The sequence below is a fragment of the Photorhabdus aballayi genome (assembly GCF_026153155.1).
GTDB lineage: Bacteria > Pseudomonadota > Gammaproteobacteria > Enterobacterales > Enterobacteriaceae > Photorhabdus > Photorhabdus luminescens.
Genome location: NZ_JAPFCD010000008.1, coordinates 46,732 through 65,732, shown reverse-complemented (window position 1 = coordinate 65,732; position 19,001 = coordinate 46,732). Strand labels below are relative to the sequence as shown.

The following is a 19,001-nucleotide window of genomic DNA, read 5'->3' as shown; positions in this document are numbered from 1 at the left end:
GTTTTCTTCTTCACTATATATGTTTGCTTCACCGCCCTTTTTAAGGCGATCTAAATCATTTTTTCGCCGCATCGATTAATGCCGCCGATACTCGCTCAGTTGCATCAACAATTGCTGCTGAACGGGCTTTTTCCGCCATTTCCAACAATTGCGGCCGTTGCCACTGAGTTAACAATTCGATTATTGCATCAACCGTAAATTGGGGTTGCTCCAGTATTTTTGCTGCGCCAACCTTTTCTAGAGGTAACGCATTCCAGTATTGCTGACGATCTTTATGCTGAAATGGCACAAAAATCGCAGGTAATCCCGCAACAGACACTTCACTAACCGTCAACGCGCCAGAACGACAAATCACCACATCAGCCCAGGCATAAGCTTGTGCCATATCGTCAATAAATTCAGTAATCTTATGTTCACATTTAACTGAGTTGTTGTAGGCATTCTGAACACTTTCTTTCGCCCCTTTGCCTGTCTGATGCCAAAGCGTAATTTTATCACCCATACGGGCAGCAATTTCAGGCATTGTCTGGTTAAGAACTCTCGCCCCCTGACTGCCGCCAACAACCAGAATCCGAATCGGACCTTCACGCCCTGTTAAACGTTGTTTAGGCATAGGCAGCGCCAACATATCTGCGCGGACAGGGTTGCCAACAACGGGCGCTTTTGGAAATGCGCCGGGAAATGCTTGTAAAACAGTCGTAGCAATTTTAGCCAGCCATCTGTTTGTCAGGCCGGCAATACCATTCTGTTCATGCAATACAACCGGAATACCGCACATCCACGCAGCAATACCGCCGGGACCAGAAACATATCCCCCCATGCCCAGCACGACATCTGGTTGATAGCGACGTATAATCGCCTTTGCCTGACAGATTGCTTTGAAAATTCGGACCGGAGCAGCTAACAATGCTTTGATCCCTTTACCTCGCAGGCCAGAAATCTGAATAAATTCAATGTCAATGCCATGTTTCGGTACTAAATCGGCTTCCATACGATCCGCTGTTCCCAACCAGAGAACGTCCCAGCCCTGGTCTTTTAAATGATGAGCGACAGCCAACCCTGGGAAGACATGTCCTCCGGTTCCACCTGCCATCACCATCAAACGCCGGGTTTTGCCACTCATCGGGGGCTCCTTACAAACGCCTGAGCTTTTGCCAAGCGTGTTTCAAAATCAATTCTTAATAGCAATACGATAGCTGTCGACATAATCAGCAAACTTGAACCACCGTAACTAATCAAAGGTAAAGTCAAACCTTTAGTCGGTAACATACCTGCGGCGGCCCCAACGTTAACCAGAGCCTGGAAACTAAACCAGATACCCACCGAACAAGCGAGAAAACCCGAAAAACGCTGATCCATCTGTAATGCGCGACGACCTATCGTCATTGCGCGAAAAGCGACGAAGAATATCATTAACAACACCAAAACCACACCTACGTAACCTAATTCTTCTGCCAAAACAGAGAAAATAAAGTCAGTATGCGCTTCCGGCAGGTATTCTAGTTTCTGTACTGAATTTCCTAGTCCTTGCCCCAAAAATTCCCCACGACCAAAAGCCATCAAAGATTGCGTTAATTGATAACCTTTACCATATGGATCTTCCCAAGGATCCAGAAAAGAAGTCACACGGCGTATACGGTAAGGTTCAGCAATGATTAACAAAACCACCGCGAATATTCCCGAACCAATAATCGCTAGAAATTGCCATAACTTCGCCCCGGCCAGAAATAGCATTGCCAACGTTGTGACAAACAGTACAACCACCGTTCCTAAGTCAGGTTGAGCCAGAAGTAATACCGCTAGCACGACCATCACACCCATTGGCTTACAAAACCCCCAAAAGTTATTCCGCACTTCCTCTACTTTGCGCACCAAATAGCTGGCGAGATAACAAAATAGAGAAAGTTTCGATAACTCAGCAGGTTGAATTCTCAAAGGCCCAATGGCAATCCAACGCGATGCGCCATTTACTGAATTTCCCACCACCAAGACAACCAACAACAAAATAACGGAAGTAAGCAGCATCAGATTGCTATAACGTTGCCAGAAATCCATCGGGATACGCAGTGTGATCAATGACAATCCGAAAGCCAGCAAGAGATAAATCGCATCACGCTTAGCAAACAGAAACGGATCTTCTGCAAGACGCTGCCCGACCGGCATTGATGCTGATGTCACCATAACAAAGCCGATAATTCCCAATCCGAGCGTCAGCCAAACCAGTGTGCGATCATACAACACCATATTGGCAGCATCAGTTTCACGGCCGCCAATAACCCAGTCTTTTAATCTACTGAATCCCGGAATAGACATCAGCCCAACTCCTCTGCCAAACGAGCAAACTCATGACCACGCTGTTCAAAATTGCGGAACTGATCAAGGCTTGCACAAGCAGGAGATAACAGCACCATGTCACCCGCCACCAGCCGCGGAGCGATATCACGTATCGCCTGTTCCATAGTTTCAGTTAATGTCGCTATTTCCGGGCGTAGTTGCGCCAGTCGTTTCCCATCCCGGCCAAAGCAATAAAACCGAATTTTATCCCCACAAAGGAAAGGCTTGAGCGGAGAAAAGTCTGCCGACTTACCATCACCACCTAACAGCAAATAAAGCGTGCCTTCCAAGGTCAGACCATTAAGCGCCGCCACCGTACTGCCAACATTGGTTGCCTTAGAATCGTTAATCCAACGCACTCCGTTGTTCAAATGAACAAGTTGGAAACGATGGTCAAGCCCCGGATAAACCGTCAATGCTGTCAAACTGGCTTCACGAGGAATACCAACCGCATCAGCTAAAGCCAATGCAACCAATCCATTGACGTAGTTATGTCGTCCAGTCAGCTTAATTTCATTTGTCGCCAGTAGTGATTGGTTGTGAACTTTCAAACAGGCGTTTTCACTATCAAGCTGATAGTCGCCACAATCGACACCAAAGCTAACACAACGGCTGTCCATACCCGTTTCAGGCAGTGTCAGAAGATCCTGAGCGTTCACAATGCATCTTTTCGCCTGGCGATAAATCCTAAGTTTAGCCGCCCGGTACTGAGATACTCCTTGAGGATAGCGATCCATATGATCCTCAGTCACATTAAGCACAGCGGCGGCTGTTGCATTCAGGCTATATGTGGTTTCCAACTGGAAACTGGAGAGCTCTAAAACATAAAGCTGACAAGATTTCTTCAACAATTCTAATGCAGGTAGGCCAATATTACCGCCAACACCCACCTGCCAATTAGCCGCTCTCGCCATTTCACCGACAAGACTGGTAACGGTGCTTTTACCATTAGAGCCCGTAATTGCGACAATTGGAGCTGTTGCTTCACGGCAAAACAACTCGATATCACCAACAATTTCAATACCTGCATTAGCCGCAGCCTGTAATTCCACCGTTGCCAAAGCAACGCCTGGGCTTACAACAATCAAGTCAGCATCCATCAACCAACCGATATTCAGGCTTCCACTGTGACACTCAACACCATCGGGCAGTTTATCCTTGCCGGGTGGTACCGCACGAGTATCCATCACACGAGGGATCACGCCTCGTGCCATAAAAAAGTCAACACAGGAGAGACCTGTCAGTCCCAACCCGATAATGACGACTTTTTTACCCAAATAATCCGTCATGATTAACGTACCTTCAATGTTGCCAGCCCAATCAGCACTAGCATCAGAGAAATAATCCAAAAACGCACAATAACGCGCGGTTCTGGCCAGCCTTTCAATTCATAGTGATGGTGAATAGGCGCCATACGGAAAATACGCTGCCCGCGCAGTTTAAAAGAACCCACCTGTAAAATAACTGACAGGGTTTCTACCACAAATACACCGCCCATAATCACCAATAGAAACTCCTGGCGTAACAACACAGCAATCGTCCCCAGTGCGCCGCCTAATGCCAAAGAACCCACATCCCCCATGAACACCTGAGCCGGGTAAGTGTTAAACCATAAGAAACCCAGCCCCGCGCCAACAATCGCAGTACAGACGATAACCAGCTCGCCAGCATGGCTCAGATAAGGGATATGTAGATAGTTAGCAAAATTGACGTTACCTGTTGCCCATGCCACCAAAGCAAAACCCGCCGCAACAAAAACGGTTGGCATAATTGCCAAACCATCCAATCCGTCCGTCAGATTCACTGCATTACTGGTTCCGACAATCACAAAGTAGGTCAACAGAATGTAAAGCACACCCAGTTGCGGCATCACATCTTTAAAGAATGGCACGACCAATTGCGTTGCCGGCGTATCTTTACCGACGCTATACATGGCAAACGCCACACCCAATGCCAAGACGGACTGCCAGAAATACTTCCAGCGGGCAATCAACCCCTTAGTATCTTTGCGCACAACTTTGCGGTAATCATCTACAAAACCAACAATGCCGTAACCAATCAGCACAATCAGCACGCACCAAACATAAGGGTTATTCAAGCGAACCCACAACAATGTAGAAATCGTAATTGCAAGTAAGATCAGCAAACCACCCATCGTCGGCGTACCACGCTTGCTAAAATGAGATTCCGGCCCATCGTTGCGAACAACCTGCCCAATTTGTAATTTTTGCAGGAAGGCAATCATGCGCGGCCCCATCCACAATGCGATAGCCAAAGCAGTCAGCAGGCTGACGATAGCCCTAAACGTCAAGTAAGAAAAGACGTGAAAGCCGGTGTGATATTTGACCAAATATTCGGCCAGCCAAACTAACATGTGAAGCTCTCCTGTAAGGCGTAAACAACATCTTCCATTTTGGTATTGCGCGAACCTTTAATTAGCACTGAAATGACTTTGTGTTGCTGTAATAGTGGAATCAATGTTGCAATCAATGCGGCTTTATCCGCAAAATGCTGACCACAGCCGCTTGCCTCACTAACATGAATACTTAATTTGCCGACACTGAACACGCTATCGATACCGCAAGAAGCTGCGGTTTCACCAATTTGACGATGGTAATCTTCTGACTGTTCACCTAATGCCCCTATATCGCCGACAACCAGCACTCGGTAACCCGGCATCTGTGATAACACCTGAACGGCAACGGTCATTGAACCAACATTGGCGTTATACGTGTCATCAAGCAGCAATTTTCCTTCTGCCAAATTGATTGGAAACAACCGCCCCGGTACCGCTTTCAGCTCAGACAAGCCCAGACGAATATCTCGTAAGGTTGCACCAACAGAAATTGCCAACGCACTGGCAGCTAACACATTGGCGACATTGTGTTTCCCAGGCAACGGCAAGTTGATTTCTGTGCTACCAATAGGCGTGTGCAGACAAAAATCCGTCGTCAGTTGTTTAACCTGAATATCCGTAGCGTAAAAATCAGCGCCTGATACTTGTTGCATGGAAAAACGCTGAATTGTTTTGTCACCAATAACTTGTTGCCAGTGAGCCCAATCATTACTTTCCATATTGACAATGGCCGTACCTTTTTCTGGAAGGCCGGTAAAAATTTCGCCTTTAGCTTTTGCAATACTCGCAAGAGAACCAAAATCCGATAAGTGCGCGGCAAACAGGTTATTGACTAATGCCGTTTCTGGCCGAACCATTTCTACGGTATAAGCGATTTCACCAACATGACTTGCACCTAATTCAACCACAGCAAACTCATGTTGTTCCGTCAGTCTGAACAATGTCAGCGGTACGCCAATATCATTATTCAAGTTACCCGCGGTATAGAGGGTGTTACCACACTGGCGCAAAATCGCCGCAGTCATCTCTTTCACCGATGTTTTGCCGGACGATCCCGTCAACGCAACGACACGAGCGTTACTCTGCTGGCGAACCCAACCCGCTAATTTACCCATTGCTAAACGAGTATCTTTAACCACGACCTGTGGAAAGTTAACATCCAACATACGGCTGACAAGCAAAGCGCCAGCACCGGCTTTTACTGCATCAGCAAAAAAATCATGGGCATCAAAACGCTCACCTTTCAAGGCAATAAACAGACTGCCATTTCCAACCTGACGGCTGTCAGTAGCCACATCACTGATACAAATATTTGCTGCCTGCTGTTCAGTCACCTGATTCAATACGCCATTCGTTACTTGTGCTAGTTGTTGCAAAGTGAGGGAAATCATGCAATCACCCCCAATAACCGAGCAACAGTTAACCGGTCCGAGTAATCCAGACGACGATGGCCTACCAATTGATAATCTTCATGGCCCTTACCCGCTATCAATACAACATCATCTGCTTTTGCCTGCATAATAGCGTTGGTTACCGCTTCAACACGGCCATGAATTGCTAACGCCCTCCCCGGATCAAGAAGCCCCGTCAGAATATCAGCAACAATTGCCTGTGGTTCTTCATTGCGCGGATTATCATCAGTAACAATCACATAATCGGCCCACTGTTCTGCAACGCCCCCCATCAATGGACGTTTACCTTTATCACGATCACCGCCACAACCAAAAACACACCAAAGCTTACCTTGACAATGCAAACGTGCAGCCATTAAAGCCTTTTCCAGCGCATCAGGTGTGTGAGCATAATCAACAACGACAACGGGTTTGCCCGGTGCAGTGAATACTTCCATTCGCCCACAGACAGGTTCCAAACAGGAAGCTGTTTCCAGCAGTTTTTCCAGCGGATAATCCAGAACCAATAGGGTGGAAAGCGCCAACAATAGGTTGCTGACATTAAATGCCCCCATTAGCGAACTATCAATTGTACCGCCTCCCCAACTGGACTCGAAAGTGATAGATGCCCCTTTATCGTGATACTTTATTTCATGCGCCGCCAACCAACGGCCCTGCCAATTTTCCGGCAGACGGTTTTCCATCGTTACAGCAACCGCTTGTGGTAAATGGGATAACCATTTCAATCCAATCTCATCATCAGCATTAATGATTTGTTGCTTCACATTATGAGTGGAAAATAGCAGCCATTTAGCTGCTTCGTAGTGTTCCATATCACCGTGGTAATCAAGATGGTCACGGCTCAAATTGGTAAACACTGCCGCCTCAAACGGCAACGCAGCCACACGCCCCTGGACCAGCCCATGAGAAGAGACTTCCATTGCTGCAAAAGTCGCCCCTTGCTGAACAAGTTGTTGCAAATCCAGTTGGATATCAACAGCAGAGCCTGTAGTATTTTCACTTGGCGCCACACGCCCCAGTAAACCATTGCCAACAGTTCCCATCACTGCGCTGGTTTCGCCTAATCCGTGGCTCCACTGCGCAAGTAATTGAGTCGTGGTTGTTTTACCATTGGTTCCAGTGACACCAATCAAGCGCAATTTATCACCAGGGTGACAGTAAAACTCACCAGTTAACTGTGACAACTTATTATTCAAATCGTTCACATAAACAACCGGAACACCATGCATAATTTGTACGGTTCCGTTATCAGCCTCGCCCTGGGCTTCTGCAATAACCGCCGCAACCCCTTGTGCGATGGCTTGAGGAATGTAGTGTCGACCATCTGTCTGGTGCCCTTTAATCGCAACAAACAGATCTCCGGCAGACGATTTACGACTGTCTAATGTCATTTCGCGTAACTCACGCACTGGGGCATCAATACCCAACGGCGCGAGTAAATCGCGTAGATTACGATCTGCCACCTGTATCCTCTTTCTTATTAATCACAAATTCGTTTTTATCACCTGCCGCCAAAGCATCCGGCTCCACATTCATGATGCGTAAAGCACCCCCCATAATGGCACCAAATACCGGCGCAGAAACCACACCACCGTAATACTTACCTGTCAGTGGATCATTAATGACCACAACCAGTGCAAATCTTGGGTTACTTGCAGGGGCAATACCTGCGGCGTAAGAGATATATCGATTAGCATATTTGCCATCCGGCCCGACTTTCTTGGCTGTACCCGTCTTGATTGCAATCCGATAACCTTTTATCGCAGCCCGTACTCCACCTCCGCCAGGCAAAGCCACACTTTCCATCATATGAACGACTGTTCGCATGATAGGCTCAGGAAATACTCTTGTGCCCGGCACAGGTGGATCAACTTTGGTAATTGACAGAGGACGATAAATACCCAAGCTACCAATCGTTGCATAGACCCGCGCTAACTGTAATGGTGTTACCATCAGCCCATAACCGTAAGAAAAGGTCGCTCTCTCAAGATCTGACCACCGTTGTTTTCCGATTGGATATAAGCCACTGCTTTCTCCAACCAACCCCAGATTGGTCGCCTTTCCTAGCCCAAAGCGTGAATAAACATCCACCAATTCTGTCGCGGGCATCGCTAACGCTAGCTTAGAAACACCGACGTTACTCGATTTTTGTAAAATGCCAGTGATAGATAATTCCGAATAACGGGATACATCTCTAATTTCTTTGCCGCTTATCCTAAAAGGTACTGTATTAATAACCGTATTTTCTTTGATAATACCATCATTGAGCGCAGCCATTACCACCATCGGCTTAACCGTGGAACCTGGCTCGAAAATATCGGTGATAGCCCGGTTACGCATCACTTCTTTTGGCGTATTGATGCGATTATTTGGGTTATAAGATGGGCTGTTTGCCATTGCCAGCACTTCTCCGGTATTAACATCTACCAATACTGCTGTACCGGATTCTGCTTTGTTAAAGGCCACCGCGTTTGTTAATTCGCGGTAAACTAGCGCCTGTAAACGCTCATCAATACTCAATACCAAATTGTGCGCCGCCAGACTATCAACAGATGAAATATCTTCGATAACACGGCCAAAGCGGTCTTTACGTACAGTCCGCTCACCCGGTTGACCCGTCAGCCAACGATCAAAACTTTTTTCTACGCCTTCAATACCCTGACCATCAACGTTGGTCACGCCAATAATATGTGCGGTTACCTGACCTGACGGGTAATAACGCCGGGATTCCTGGCGCAAATAAATCCCCGGCAATTTCAGTTTATGAATGTAATCGCCAACCGATGGATTAACCTGACGCGCTAAATAAACAAAACGACCTTTCGGATTAGCACTAACTTTGTCGGTAAGTTGCTCAAGAGGCAAATTAATGGCATCAGATAAAGCTTTCCAACGGGTATCATCCGTAATCCCCCCTTTTTCAAATACCTCTTTCGGATCTGCCCAAACAGCATTGACTGGAACGCTCACAGCCAGAGGTCGCCCCATACGATCACTGATCATACCGCGAGCGGTAGGGATTGATTGCACACGCAGGGAACGTAAATCACCTTCTTTAACCAGTTGATCCGGGTTGATGACCTGCAAATAAGTCACTCTCAGCAATAAGCCAATTAAAGCCACGGCAATCCCCCCGCACAACAAAGCGAAACGCCAGCTAACAAAACTGGCTTTATCTTCTTGCCGTTTTAATTTCACGGAGCGTGCTGCTTTCATCGCTTACCTTTTAATAATTAAATTAACTCACTGTGAAACAACAATGTTTTCCTGAGCAGGATTAACATGCTGCATATGCATTTTTTCAACAGCTATCCGCTCAACTCGACTGTGATCACCTAAGGCATTTTCTTCGAGGATCAGATTGCGCCACTCGATATCTAACGCATCTCGTTCCACGACCAGATGTTCTCTTTCAGCCGTTAACAAGCGGGTTTCATGTGCAATGGTTACAACGACTATGGCCGAAACCAGTACAGCGACTAGAAGAATTAACGGTATTTTGGCATTTTTGAGTAAATCGTTGCCGATAATACCGGTTAATCCGTGACGTTCACCTGCCATTATTCACTAACTTTTTCAGCAAAACGCAAAACAGAACTGCGAGCCCGTGGGTTATCAGCCACTTCTTCCTCTGAAGGTTTCATTTTGCCAATCGATTTCAAGCTACGCCCACCTTGTGCTTTCAGTTGCTCTTCTGTTAATGGCAATCCTGCTGGTACCTGTGGCCCTCGACTATTCTGACGAATAAATCGTTTAACAATACGATCTTCCAGCGAATGGAAACTGATAACTGAAAGTCTCCCCTCTGGCGCAAGCACTTGTAATGCTCCCTCCAGCGCTTGCTCAATTTCTTCCAGCTCACTGTTGATATAAATCCTAATAGCCTGGAAGCTCCTAGTTGCTGGATGCTTATGTTTTTCTTTTACTGGGCTAGCTTGAGCAATCAAATCAGCTAGCGCTTTTGTTCGGGTAATTGGATCTTCCTGATTGCGTGCCACAATGGCTCTGGCAATGCGTTTGGCGAAACGCTCTTCGCCAAATGTTTTCAATACCCAAGCAATATCATCTGCTGTCGCATGCATCAGCCATTCTGCTGCTGACTGCCCGCGAGTCGGGTCCATCCGCATATCTAACGGCCCATCACGCATAAAAGAAAAACCGCGTTCTGGGTCATCCAACTGAGGCGAAGAAACACCTAAATCCAGTAATACACCATCAATTTTGCCAGTCAGCCCGGCTTTTTCTGTATAGTCAGCCAATTTAGAAAATGGCCCATGTACAATTGAAAACCGGGGATCTGTAATCGCTTTTGCTACTTCAATCGCCTGTGGATCGCGATCAATTGCAATTAAGCGACCTGCCGTCCCCAATTGCGACAAAATCAGACGTGAATGCCCACCACGGCCAAATGTACCGTCAATATAGATTCCATTTTCACGGATATTCAGTCCGTTGACTGCTTCATCCAGCAATACGCTGGTATGTTTAAAATGACTATTTGCCATATTTATAGTGATAATTCCTGTAACCGTACTGATAAAGGTTCCTTTGTGGATTGCTCAGCCGCAATGTCATCTTTAACCTGTTGATACCAAGTCTGCTCATCCCACAGTTCAAATTTGTTGAACTGACCAACCAGCATAACCTCTTTGACTAGCCCAGCATGTTGGCGCAATGTACTAGCTAGCAAAAGACGCCCTGCACTATCCATCTGACATTCACTGGCATGACCTAAAAGCAAACGCTGCACCCGACGCTCCGCCGGATTCATGCTGGATAAGCGAGAAAGTTTTTCTTCAATAATTTCCCATTCAGATAATGTATAGAGCAACAGGCACGGCTGATGAAGGTCAATGGTACAAACCATTTGCCCTTGCGATTCCTCATTTAGCATTGCCCGGTATCGGGTAGGTACGGTGAGCCGCCCCTTGCTATCGAGATTAATCTGCGTTGCTCCACGAAACATCGAAACACCCTCAGGTCGCCCCTGGTGATCAAAAATTACCACTTTATCCCACTAATCCCCACAATAAGGAGTTTACGGATGGGACGAAAACCTTGTCAAGCCAGAGCCGATGCGCTTTAGCTATATTTGATGGCAGGATTTTGGCAGTTGAGAGGCATAATTATTAAATTTAGCAATATCAATAATAATTAACACCATGATAATTCTGAATAATTTTACAGGCACAAGGAAAATAAATGTTTACAACAAAATAATGAAAAAATAGTTGTGTGATTAATTTATTTACATAATTTACATTTCATTACTATTTAGCCATTGTACAGCAATGTTTATCATTTTATTTGATGCATTCAACATTGAAACTAACTAGCAACAAAAAGCCACCAGATAAATATTATTAAAATCAATTTAATATATAAAAGACGGTAAAAAAACGGGGGTAAATAGACAAATCTCAAACTCAAATAAGTGCTGTTCCATGCTCTTCTTCCTACTGAATAATTTATGTATGAACGAAATTGCTATTTAATCGCGCTAAAACATCTACGTAAAAAACATCTACGTAAGGACTGCTTGAAAGTTGTCCTTACATACTTCTCTTAAAACAAATCTGACAACCAAAACCCCTCATCAGAAAATTTAATGAGGGGTTTTTATTATATTTTTCGACTCAGGCTTCCTCGACGACATAAGTCACGATGTATCCGTGTGATACCCGGCCCTGGCTTCTGCTTTTCATCCAGACTTGCTAACACCAGTTCCAATACCCGTTCAGCAATTTCACGATGACGCTGCGCGACAGAGAGCACTGGACATTCAAGGAAATCCAATAATTCATGATCGCCAAAAGTCGCAATAACCAATTCATTTGGTAAACGGCCGCTGTGTTTCAGGGTAACATCCATGACGCCTTGCAACAGGGCAAAAGAGGTGGTGAACAACGCTTGCGGCATTGAATGAGTTTCTAACCATTTGGAGAACACTTCAGCAGCCGCATCACGTTCATAGCTGTTTGAATAGAGGTACATTATTTCGCGAGGATCATCTTTCCACGCTTCACGGAACCCCTGCTCACGCAGAAAACTGACTGACAATTCAGGCAATGCACCGAGATAAAGCACAGATTCAGCCGGGAATTGACGAAATTCTTGTGCTAACATCTTTGCATCTTCAAAATCATCACCCACTACGCTGATAAAATGTTCATTTTCGAGTGCCCGATCAAGAGCAATGATAGGCAAAGAACGACTTGCCCAACGTTGATAAAAAGGATGCTCCGGCGGTAATGCGGTAGAAACAATAATTGCATCCACCTGACGTTGCAACAGGTGCTCAACACAACGCATTTCATTATCAGGCTGGTCTTCCGAACAGGCTATCAATAACTGATAACCACGTTGACGAGCCTGACGTTCCAAATAATTAGCAATACGGGTATAGCTGGTATTTTCTAAATCTGGAATAACCAAACCAATAGAACGGGTACGTCCTGCACGGAGACCGGCTGCCACAGCATTAGGATGGTAATTATGCTCTCTAACCACTGCCATCACTTTTTCTACCGTTTTATCACTGACACGGTATTGCTTGGCTTTACCATTAATTACATAACTGGCCGTTGTGCGTGAAACACCTGCAAGGCGGGCGATTTCATCCAGTTTCACATTAACTCCTTATAGACCCCACAAAGGCCCTACTTTATCGCAGAGCCTGATAAATGTATGCATATACCCGTCACCTTTCAAGTTGCCTCTTTGTTGGCTGCACTCACTCACCCCGGTCACATCGTTATCTATGCTCCCGGGGATTCGCTCCTTTGCCGTCGCGATGCATCTTGAAATCCATAGGGTATATAGTCCCGCAGTTTGCGATTTTTCATCGCATAATTTTATCCCCGCGAGATACGCCGACAATACCTGAACGAGCGACTTCAACAATTTCCGCAACATCTCGAACCGCATCGAGAAATGCATCCAATTTATCGCTAGTTCCTACCAACTGCACGGTATATAAAGCCGAAGTCACATCGACGATCTGACCACGGAAGATATCAGTACTGCGTTTGATCTCTTCACGTCCATATCCACTGGCCTGTAATTTGACTAGCATAACCTCACGCTCTACATGAGAACCCGATGCCAACTCGCTGACACGTAACACATCCACCAGCTTGTGCAACTGTTTTTCAATCTGTTCAAGTACCCTTGCATCTCCCTTAGTCTGAATTGTCATCCGCGATAATGTCGGATCATCAGTTGGAGCGACAGTTAAACTTTCAATGTTATAGCCACGTTGTGAAAACAGGCCAACAACACGGGACAAAGCCCCTGATTCGTTTTCAAGTAATACAGATAAAATCCGGCGCATAATCAGGTTCTCTCCGTTTTGCTTAACCACATCTCATCCATTGCTCCTCCACGGATCTGCATAGGATATACATGTTCAGTTTCATCCACTGTGACATCAACAAAGACCAGCCGCTGATTTTCAGTCACCTCTTTCAAGGCTTCCGCCAATTTACTTTCCAATTCATCATAACGCTGGATAGAAATGCCAACATGACCATAAGCCTCAGCCAGTTTGACAAAATCAGGTAGAGATTCCATATAGGACTGAGAGTGACGGCCAGCATAAATCATGTCTTGCCACTGTCTTATCATTCCCAGGAAACGGTTATTCAAATTCAGAACCAATATCGGCAGCCCATATTGCAATGCTGTAGATAGCTCCTGAATATTCATCTGAATACTGCCATCCCCCGTAACACAGACTACCGTCGCTTCCGGTTTCACCAGTTTAACGCCCAAAGCAGCCGGTAAACCAAATCCCATCGTTCCCAGACCACCGGAACTGATCCAACGTCTTGGTTTATCAAATGGGTAATGCAATGCAACAAACATCTGATGCTGTCCAACATCTGAAGTGATATAAGCTTCCCCCTGCGTTAGACGATAGAGAACCTCAATAGCAGCTTGTGGTTTAATTTTTTCGCCGCTGCGATCAAAATTGAGACATTTACGGCTACGCCATTGCTGAATAGATAACCACCAATCTTTTAGCGCATCTGGATCCTGGGTGTCTTCTACTGTCTCCAGCAACGCCAGCATTTGTCCAAGCACCTGTTTAGCATCACCAACAATAGGTACATCTGCCGAAACCGTTTTCGAAATTGATGTTGGATCAATATCAATATGCAATACCGTTGCTTCCGGACAATATTTTTCCAGATTATTGGTAGTGCGATCATCAAAACGTACACCAACAGCAAAAATGACATCTGAATTATGGATAGCTTTGTTAGCTTCAAATGTACCATGCATACCAAGCATACCCAGGCTTTGCGGATGAGTTGCAGGGAAACTGCCCAATCCCATCAAGGAGCTCACCACAGGGATATTAAATTTTTCTGCCAATACCAATAATTCTGTTGAACAATCTGCGTTAATCGCCCCTCCGCCCACATATATGACCGGTTTTTTCGCATTCAATAGTTTTCTCAATGCTCGCTTAATCTGCCCTTTATGTCCTTGAATCGTTGGATTATAAGAGCGCATACTTATCTGATCGGGATAAATATAGGGTAATTTTACTGCCGGATTTACCGTGTCTTTCGGTAAATCAATCACTACTGGCCCCGGACGACCACTAGAAGCCAGATAGAAGGCTTTTTTCAGTACCTTCGGAATATCTTCCGCTTTTTTCACTAAAAAACTGTGTTTTACGATCGGACGGGATATCCCTACCATGTCACATTCTTGAAATGCATCATTACCAATCAGGGAACTAGCGACTTGACCGGACAACACAACCATCGGAATTGAATCCATATAAGCTGTGGCAATACCTGTAATGGCATTAGTTGCGCCTGGACCGGAGGTAATCAATACCACCCCCACCTTCCCGGTAGAACGAGCATAACCATCAGCCATATGAACGGCCCCCTGCTCATGACGTACCAGGATATGATCAATACCTCCAACCGTATGCAGGGCATCGTAAATATCTAGAACTGCCCCTCCCGGATAACCGAATATATGCTCAACGCCCTGATCAATTAACGATCGGACGACCATTTCAGCTCCTGATAACATCTCCATAGGTTTTCCTCCAGGCTCTGTTTGCAAGTTAATAAATCAGAAGTTACTTCCACTTTTATTTTAGTAAGACGAATGGCCTCTCAGCGATATATTGATGCTGAGTCAATTAACATAACGCTAGAAACGGGTGTTAGCAATGTGAGTACAAGGAAGAATAACCACTTTCTGACAATTCAAGATGTCTCTTGCAAGCGTTATCTTGCTATCAAGAAGCTAAGGACAAGCAGAATATGAGTGGCTATACCTAAAAAGAATGACAACGTATAGGTATTATCCAGTATACATACGATAAAAAACTAAAAAATAGTTTTCAAAATCATTTAAGTCATCGAAGTATGAATTTGATAAAGGAAATCCAGACAAAATTCCTCAGATAATTTGACCGTCATTTCCTCGCTTTTGATGTCCATTGAAAATAATTCATTCGGATAAAATCCATTTACCCCATTTTAATTAGAGAATGCACTACAAATCATTGTTTATTCTTGGAATACAAGTCCCATACATACAACACTTTCCTAGAGATGAAATTATTACCCAAACAACCAAATTCAATAATATACCCTTCATCTTTCAAGCTGCTGCTTTGTTGGCTGCTTTCACTCACCCCAGTCACATCGTTATCTATGCTCCTGGGGATTCGTTCACTTGCCGCCTCGCTGCAACTCGAAATCTATTAGGTATAAATCAAATGACGATTTAAAATAGGAATAAATTATTTACACAACTCAGGAGATAAACCTCAATATTTATAAAAAAACACAATGCAAAAATGAATATCTTAAAAAACAATTAATCACTGAGATGACTATTAACTCTTATACTTTTATTATTCAAGTAGCAGTTTAATTCATATCACCATGAATTTATTTTTTATCCACCATAAGTTATACTGATTAAAATAATCCACTAAAATAGCCAAGCTCTCAATGCAAACAAACTTGGCATATTTAAAACAACCAAGGTATTTATTTACAACATTGAATTATCTTTTAATACCTTTTCTAGCTTAGGAAAAATAGTAAAACCGTCGCGATCTAAAAAGTGCCCACCGTCTGGAACCCCATATAATTCAGCCTGAAGTTGCTGACTTAAACTTAATGTAAACTGCGGGGGTACAATCTCATCATTAAGCGATAATATCGCTATTCGTTGATTTATTTTTTGTATGAGGGGACGAAAATCCAAGTTCTCCTGAGTAAATATACTTAATTCAGGTAAAGTTGATAGCTTTTCATAAAATCCTGAAATCAATACAATCCCCCCAATATTTACATTATCAGGTAAAGATGAGATATAACGGAGTGTGGCAATACAACCCAGACTATGCCCGATAAAAAGCGTTTTTTCATCAGGATTAGGCACACTTTCCTGCAACTTTTCTTGCCATAAATGAGGTGAAGGAGCATGAGATTCAGGCATTTCCGGCACAATCACATCGGCATTTAACCGTTCATATTGACCTTTAAGCCAAGGAAACCAATGATGATCAGGAGTCGCCATAAGACCATGAACAATAACTACATTATTAAAATTCATCAATTCACCTAATTATATTTTATTTACCATATAAACTTTACCATTATCTTATTAATATATTTATTACAGGAATAGCATAATATTGTCAATCGATATATTCTCTATAATTAACCAAGAAAACAATGCTAATTTAACAAAATCACATTCATTCAATCTGTAATATTTAATAACTACAGAATAATCTTAGATAATATAATTTATCTGTGATTTTAAGGCGAAAAAAATTTTATTAGTCCAATATTGAATTCTTTAAAATTGGGTATTAATGGGATAAACCATAAAGTGGGATATTACTACAATATCCCCCAAACTTCGTCTAAAAAAACGGCAACACCAACCCTTTGTATAAGATCCCAAAAATCAATCCTGATACATAGATTCAATTTCTTCATGGTAACGCTGCATAATAATTTTCCTCCTCAATTTCAATGTTGGCGTTAATTCACCCGTTTCCATTGAAAATGGTGTTGGCAATAATATGAAACGCTTTACCTGATCGAAGTGAGCAAAGTTTTTCTGCATCTCTTTCAAGCGTTGCTCAAACATATTGATAATCTGACTATGACGCAGTAATTCAACCCGGTCATGATATTTGAGATTAATTGATCTTGCATATTCTTCCAATATATCATAACAAGGCACGATAAGGGCAGATACAAATTTCCGAGCATCAGCAATAACAGCAACATGTTCAATAAAACGATCTTGTCCTAAAATACTTTCAATCATTTGAGGGGCAATATATTTGCCATTCGATGTTTTCATCAAATCTTTCAGACGTTCAGTAATGAACAAATTACCATTTTCATCCAGTTTACCAGCATCACCTGTACGCAACCAACCGTCTTGAGTAAATGCTTTTATGGTCTCTTCCTGATTATTGAAATAGCCTTTCATTACAATCGGGCCACGCACTTGTATCTCATCTTCTTCACCGATACGGACATCAATGCCAGGCAGTGGTGTACCAATAGAACCAAGCACATAACCTTGCTCTTCCCAACAGGAAACCGTGGCACAGGTTTCTGTCATGCCATAGCCATATTTGATATTTACCCCAACAGCGAGAAAGAACAGGATAATCGTTTCGTCCAGACGTGCGCCGGCAGCAGGTAAAAACCGAACTCTGCCCCCCAACACATTGCGCAATTTACTCAACACTAATTTATCAGCCAGTCGATGCATCGCTGTTGACCAGGGACAGCTTTTTTTACCTTGCAACTTACGTAAGAACTGACGTTCACCACATTTAATCGCCCAATTAAAGAGTTTTCTTCGATGCCAAGGAGCCTGAGAAACTTTTTCAAAAATCGCACTGTAAACTTTTTCGTAAAATCTCGGCACTGCGCACATCACCGTCGGGCAAACATCTGCCATTGCTTGACGAACAGAATTAGTGTCAGTCAGATAAACATTTTGTGCCCCTACATGCATGACATAGAAACTCCACGCACGTTCAAAGACATGGGATAACGGCAGAAAACTTAAAGAAACATCCTGATCAGTTAACGCCAAGACATGATCATGTGAATACAACTGATAGGCTAAATTACGGTAATCAAGCATAACCCCTTTAGGCTCACCGGTTGTACCAGACGTATAAATAAGCGTAAAAAGATCATCCAGATCGTGGTTAGCAATACGGTTTTCTAACTCCGACTGATATTGTAATTTATCACCGGCCATGAAATCAGATAAATGCAGAGCTAATGAACAATCCCGCAAATCTACTGATTCATCTAAGACAATAATGTGACTTAACTGAGGACAATGTTCTGTCAAAGTAATAGCAACATCATACTGCGCCTGCCCACCAACAAACAAAATACGCACACCAGCATCATTAAGTATGAAACTAGCCTGTTCCTGACTACTGGTTGCATACAGAGGGACAGTGATCGCCCGAAGTTGTAATACAGCGATATCTGCCAATGACCATGCCATGCTGTTATGGGCAAAGAGGCCAATTTTTTCTTGCACATCAACACCAATCTCCAACAATGCCCGGCTAATAGCGTTGGTCTTTTTGCCAATATCATTCCAGTTTAGTTCGAGTTGTTCAGCCGGAGACCATTGGCGAAAAGCAATTTTCTCTGGGTGTTGTTTGATTTGTTGTTGTAACCGGTTTATCAAGTGATAAGGATGTAAATTTTTAGTTATCACAACTTTTTTCCTGTTCGAAAAATTTTTTTCTTATCGGAGAAAAAACAGTGGTTTTATTCTCTAATAATACCTTCTCGCATCACTTATTCGCTTTTCAGCTTACAGGTGTTAGCTATTTCCTTGCAGTCTACCGA

15 protein-coding genes are annotated in these 19,001 nt (G+C 43.9%); all 15 read right to left on the bottom strand.

What is annotated here, in order from left to right:
- Positions 1 to 55: 55 nt before the first annotated feature.
- Positions 56 to 1,123, bottom strand: a complete 1,068-nt coding sequence (gene murG, locus OO184_RS06570; protein ID WP_265378481.1) for an undecaprenyldiphospho-muramoylpentapeptide beta-N-acetylglucosaminyltransferase — start codon at positions 1,121 to 1,123, stop codon at positions 56 to 58.
- Complete coding sequence (ftsW, locus tag OO184_RS06565) at positions 1,120 to 2,313, bottom strand: cell division protein FtsW (RefSeq protein WP_265378480.1); 1,194 nt, start codon at positions 2,311 to 2,313, stop codon at positions 1,120 to 1,122. Before ftsW ends, murG begins: the two co-directional genes overlap by 4 nt.
- Entirely contained in the window at positions 2,313 to 3,623 is a 1,311-nt protein-coding gene (gene murD, locus OO184_RS06560) for a UDP-N-acetylmuramoyl-L-alanine--D-glutamate ligase (protein WP_265378479.1), read from the bottom strand. Before murD ends, ftsW begins: the two co-directional genes overlap by 1 nt.
- Positions 3,624 to 3,625: 2 nt before the next feature.
- The gene (gene mraY, locus OO184_RS06555; RefSeq protein ID WP_265378478.1) at positions 3,626 to 4,708 is read right to left on the bottom strand and encodes a phospho-N-acetylmuramoyl-pentapeptide-transferase; all 1,083 of its coding nucleotides are present in this window, start codon (positions 4,706 to 4,708) and stop codon (positions 3,626 to 3,628) included.
- Positions 4,702 to 6,081, bottom strand: a complete 1,380-nt coding sequence (gene murF, locus OO184_RS06550) for a UDP-N-acetylmuramoyl-tripeptide--D-alanyl-D-alanine ligase (RefSeq protein WP_265378477.1) — start codon at positions 6,079 to 6,081, stop codon at positions 4,702 to 4,704. Before murF ends, mraY begins: the two co-directional genes overlap by 7 nt.
- Positions 6,078 to 7,565: a UDP-N-acetylmuramoyl-L-alanyl-D-glutamate--2,6-diaminopimelate ligase gene (gene murE, locus OO184_RS06545; RefSeq protein WP_265378476.1), complete on the bottom strand. Its 1,488-nt coding sequence runs from the start codon at positions 7,563 to 7,565 to the stop codon at positions 6,078 to 6,080. Before murE ends, murF begins: the two co-directional genes overlap by 4 nt.
- Complete coding sequence (gene ftsI, locus OO184_RS06540; protein ID WP_265378475.1) at positions 7,552 to 9,318, bottom strand: peptidoglycan DD-transpeptidase PBP3; 1,767 nt, start codon at positions 9,316 to 9,318, stop codon at positions 7,552 to 7,554. Before ftsI ends, murE begins: the two co-directional genes overlap by 14 nt.
- A 27-nt stretch (positions 9,319 to 9,345) precedes the next feature.
- A complete protein-coding gene (ftsL, locus tag OO184_RS06535; protein WP_074524835.1) occupies positions 9,346 to 9,666 on the bottom strand; it encodes a cell division protein FtsL in 321 nt (106 codons plus the stop codon).
- Positions 9,663 to 10,607 carry a 16S rRNA (cytosine(1402)-N(4))-methyltransferase RsmH gene (gene rsmH, locus OO184_RS06530; RefSeq protein ID WP_265378474.1) on the bottom strand — a complete coding sequence of 315 codons (945 nt, stop codon included), beginning with the start codon at positions 10,605 to 10,607 and terminating at the stop codon, positions 9,663 to 9,665. Before rsmH ends, ftsL begins: the two co-directional genes overlap by 4 nt.
- 2 nt (positions 10,608 to 10,609) lie before the next feature.
- A complete protein-coding gene (gene mraZ / locus OO184_RS06525; protein WP_265378473.1) occupies positions 10,610 to 11,068 on the bottom strand; it encodes a division/cell wall cluster transcriptional repressor MraZ in 459 nt (152 codons plus the stop codon).
- A 656-nt stretch (positions 11,069 to 11,724) separates the two neighbouring features.
- Positions 11,725 to 12,732: a catabolite repressor/activator gene (cra, locus tag OO184_RS06520; RefSeq protein WP_265378472.1), complete on the bottom strand. Its 1,008-nt coding sequence runs from the start codon at positions 12,730 to 12,732 to the stop codon at positions 11,725 to 11,727.
- Positions 12,733 to 12,943: 211 nt separating this feature from the next.
- The gene (ilvN, locus tag OO184_RS06515; RefSeq protein WP_265378536.1) at positions 12,944 to 13,435 is read right to left on the bottom strand and encodes an acetolactate synthase small subunit; all 492 of its coding nucleotides are present in this window, start codon (positions 13,433 to 13,435) and stop codon (positions 12,944 to 12,946) included.
- A 2-nt stretch (positions 13,436 to 13,437) separates the two neighbouring features.
- Complete coding sequence (ilvI, locus tag OO184_RS06510; protein WP_265378471.1) at positions 13,438 to 15,165, bottom strand: acetolactate synthase 3 large subunit; 1,728 nt, start codon at positions 15,163 to 15,165, stop codon at positions 13,438 to 13,440.
- 972 nt (positions 15,166 to 16,137) lie between these two features.
- Positions 16,138 to 16,704, bottom strand: coding sequence for an RBBP9/YdeN family alpha/beta hydrolase (locus tag OO184_RS06505; protein ID WP_265378470.1), 567 nt, complete (start codon positions 16,702 to 16,704; stop codon positions 16,138 to 16,140).
- A gap of 360 nt (positions 16,705 to 17,064) precedes the next feature.
- A complete protein-coding gene (locus tag OO184_RS06500) occupies positions 17,065 to 18,864 on the bottom strand; it encodes an AMP-dependent synthetase/ligase (RefSeq protein WP_265378535.1) in 1,800 nt (599 codons plus the stop codon).
- Positions 18,865 to 19,001 lie beyond the last annotated feature (137 nt).

Coding starts and splice junctions, on each gene's coding strand:
- murF (WP_265378477.1), bottom strand. CDS start 6,081: ATGATTTCCCTCACTTTGCAACAACTAGCACAAGTAACGAATGGCGTA.
- rsmH (WP_265378474.1), bottom strand. CDS start 10,607: ATGGCAAATAGTCATTTTAAACATACCAGCGTATTGCTGGATGAAGCA.
- ftsW (WP_265378480.1), bottom strand. CDS start 2,313: ATGTCTATTCCGGGATTCAGTAGATTAAAAGACTGGGTTATTGGCGGC.
- mraY (WP_265378478.1), bottom strand. CDS start 4,708: ATGTTAGTTTGGCTGGCCGAATATTTGGTCAAATATCACACCGGCTTT.
- murD (WP_265378479.1), bottom strand. CDS start 3,623: ATGACGGATTATTTGGGTAAAAAAGTCGTCATTATCGGGTTGGGACTG.
- ilvI (WP_265378471.1), bottom strand. CDS start 15,165: ATGGAGATGTTATCAGGAGCTGAAATGGTCGTCCGATCGTTAATTGAT.
- ilvN (WP_265378536.1), bottom strand. CDS start 13,435: ATGCGCCGGATTTTATCTGTATTACTTGAAAACGAATCAGGGGCTTTG.
- murG (WP_265378481.1), bottom strand. CDS start 1,123: ATGAGTGGCAAAACCCGGCGTTTGATGGTGATGGCAGGTGGAACCGGA.
- ftsI (WP_265378475.1), bottom strand. CDS start 9,318: ATGAAAGCAGCACGCTCCGTGAAATTAAAACGGCAAGAAGATAAAGCC.
- mraZ (WP_265378473.1), bottom strand. CDS start 11,068: ATGTTTCGTGGAGCAACGCAGATTAATCTCGATAGCAAGGGGCGGCTC.
- OO184_RS06505 (WP_265378470.1), bottom strand. CDS start 16,704: ATGAATTTTAATAATGTAGTTATTGTTCATGGTCTTATGGCGACTCCT.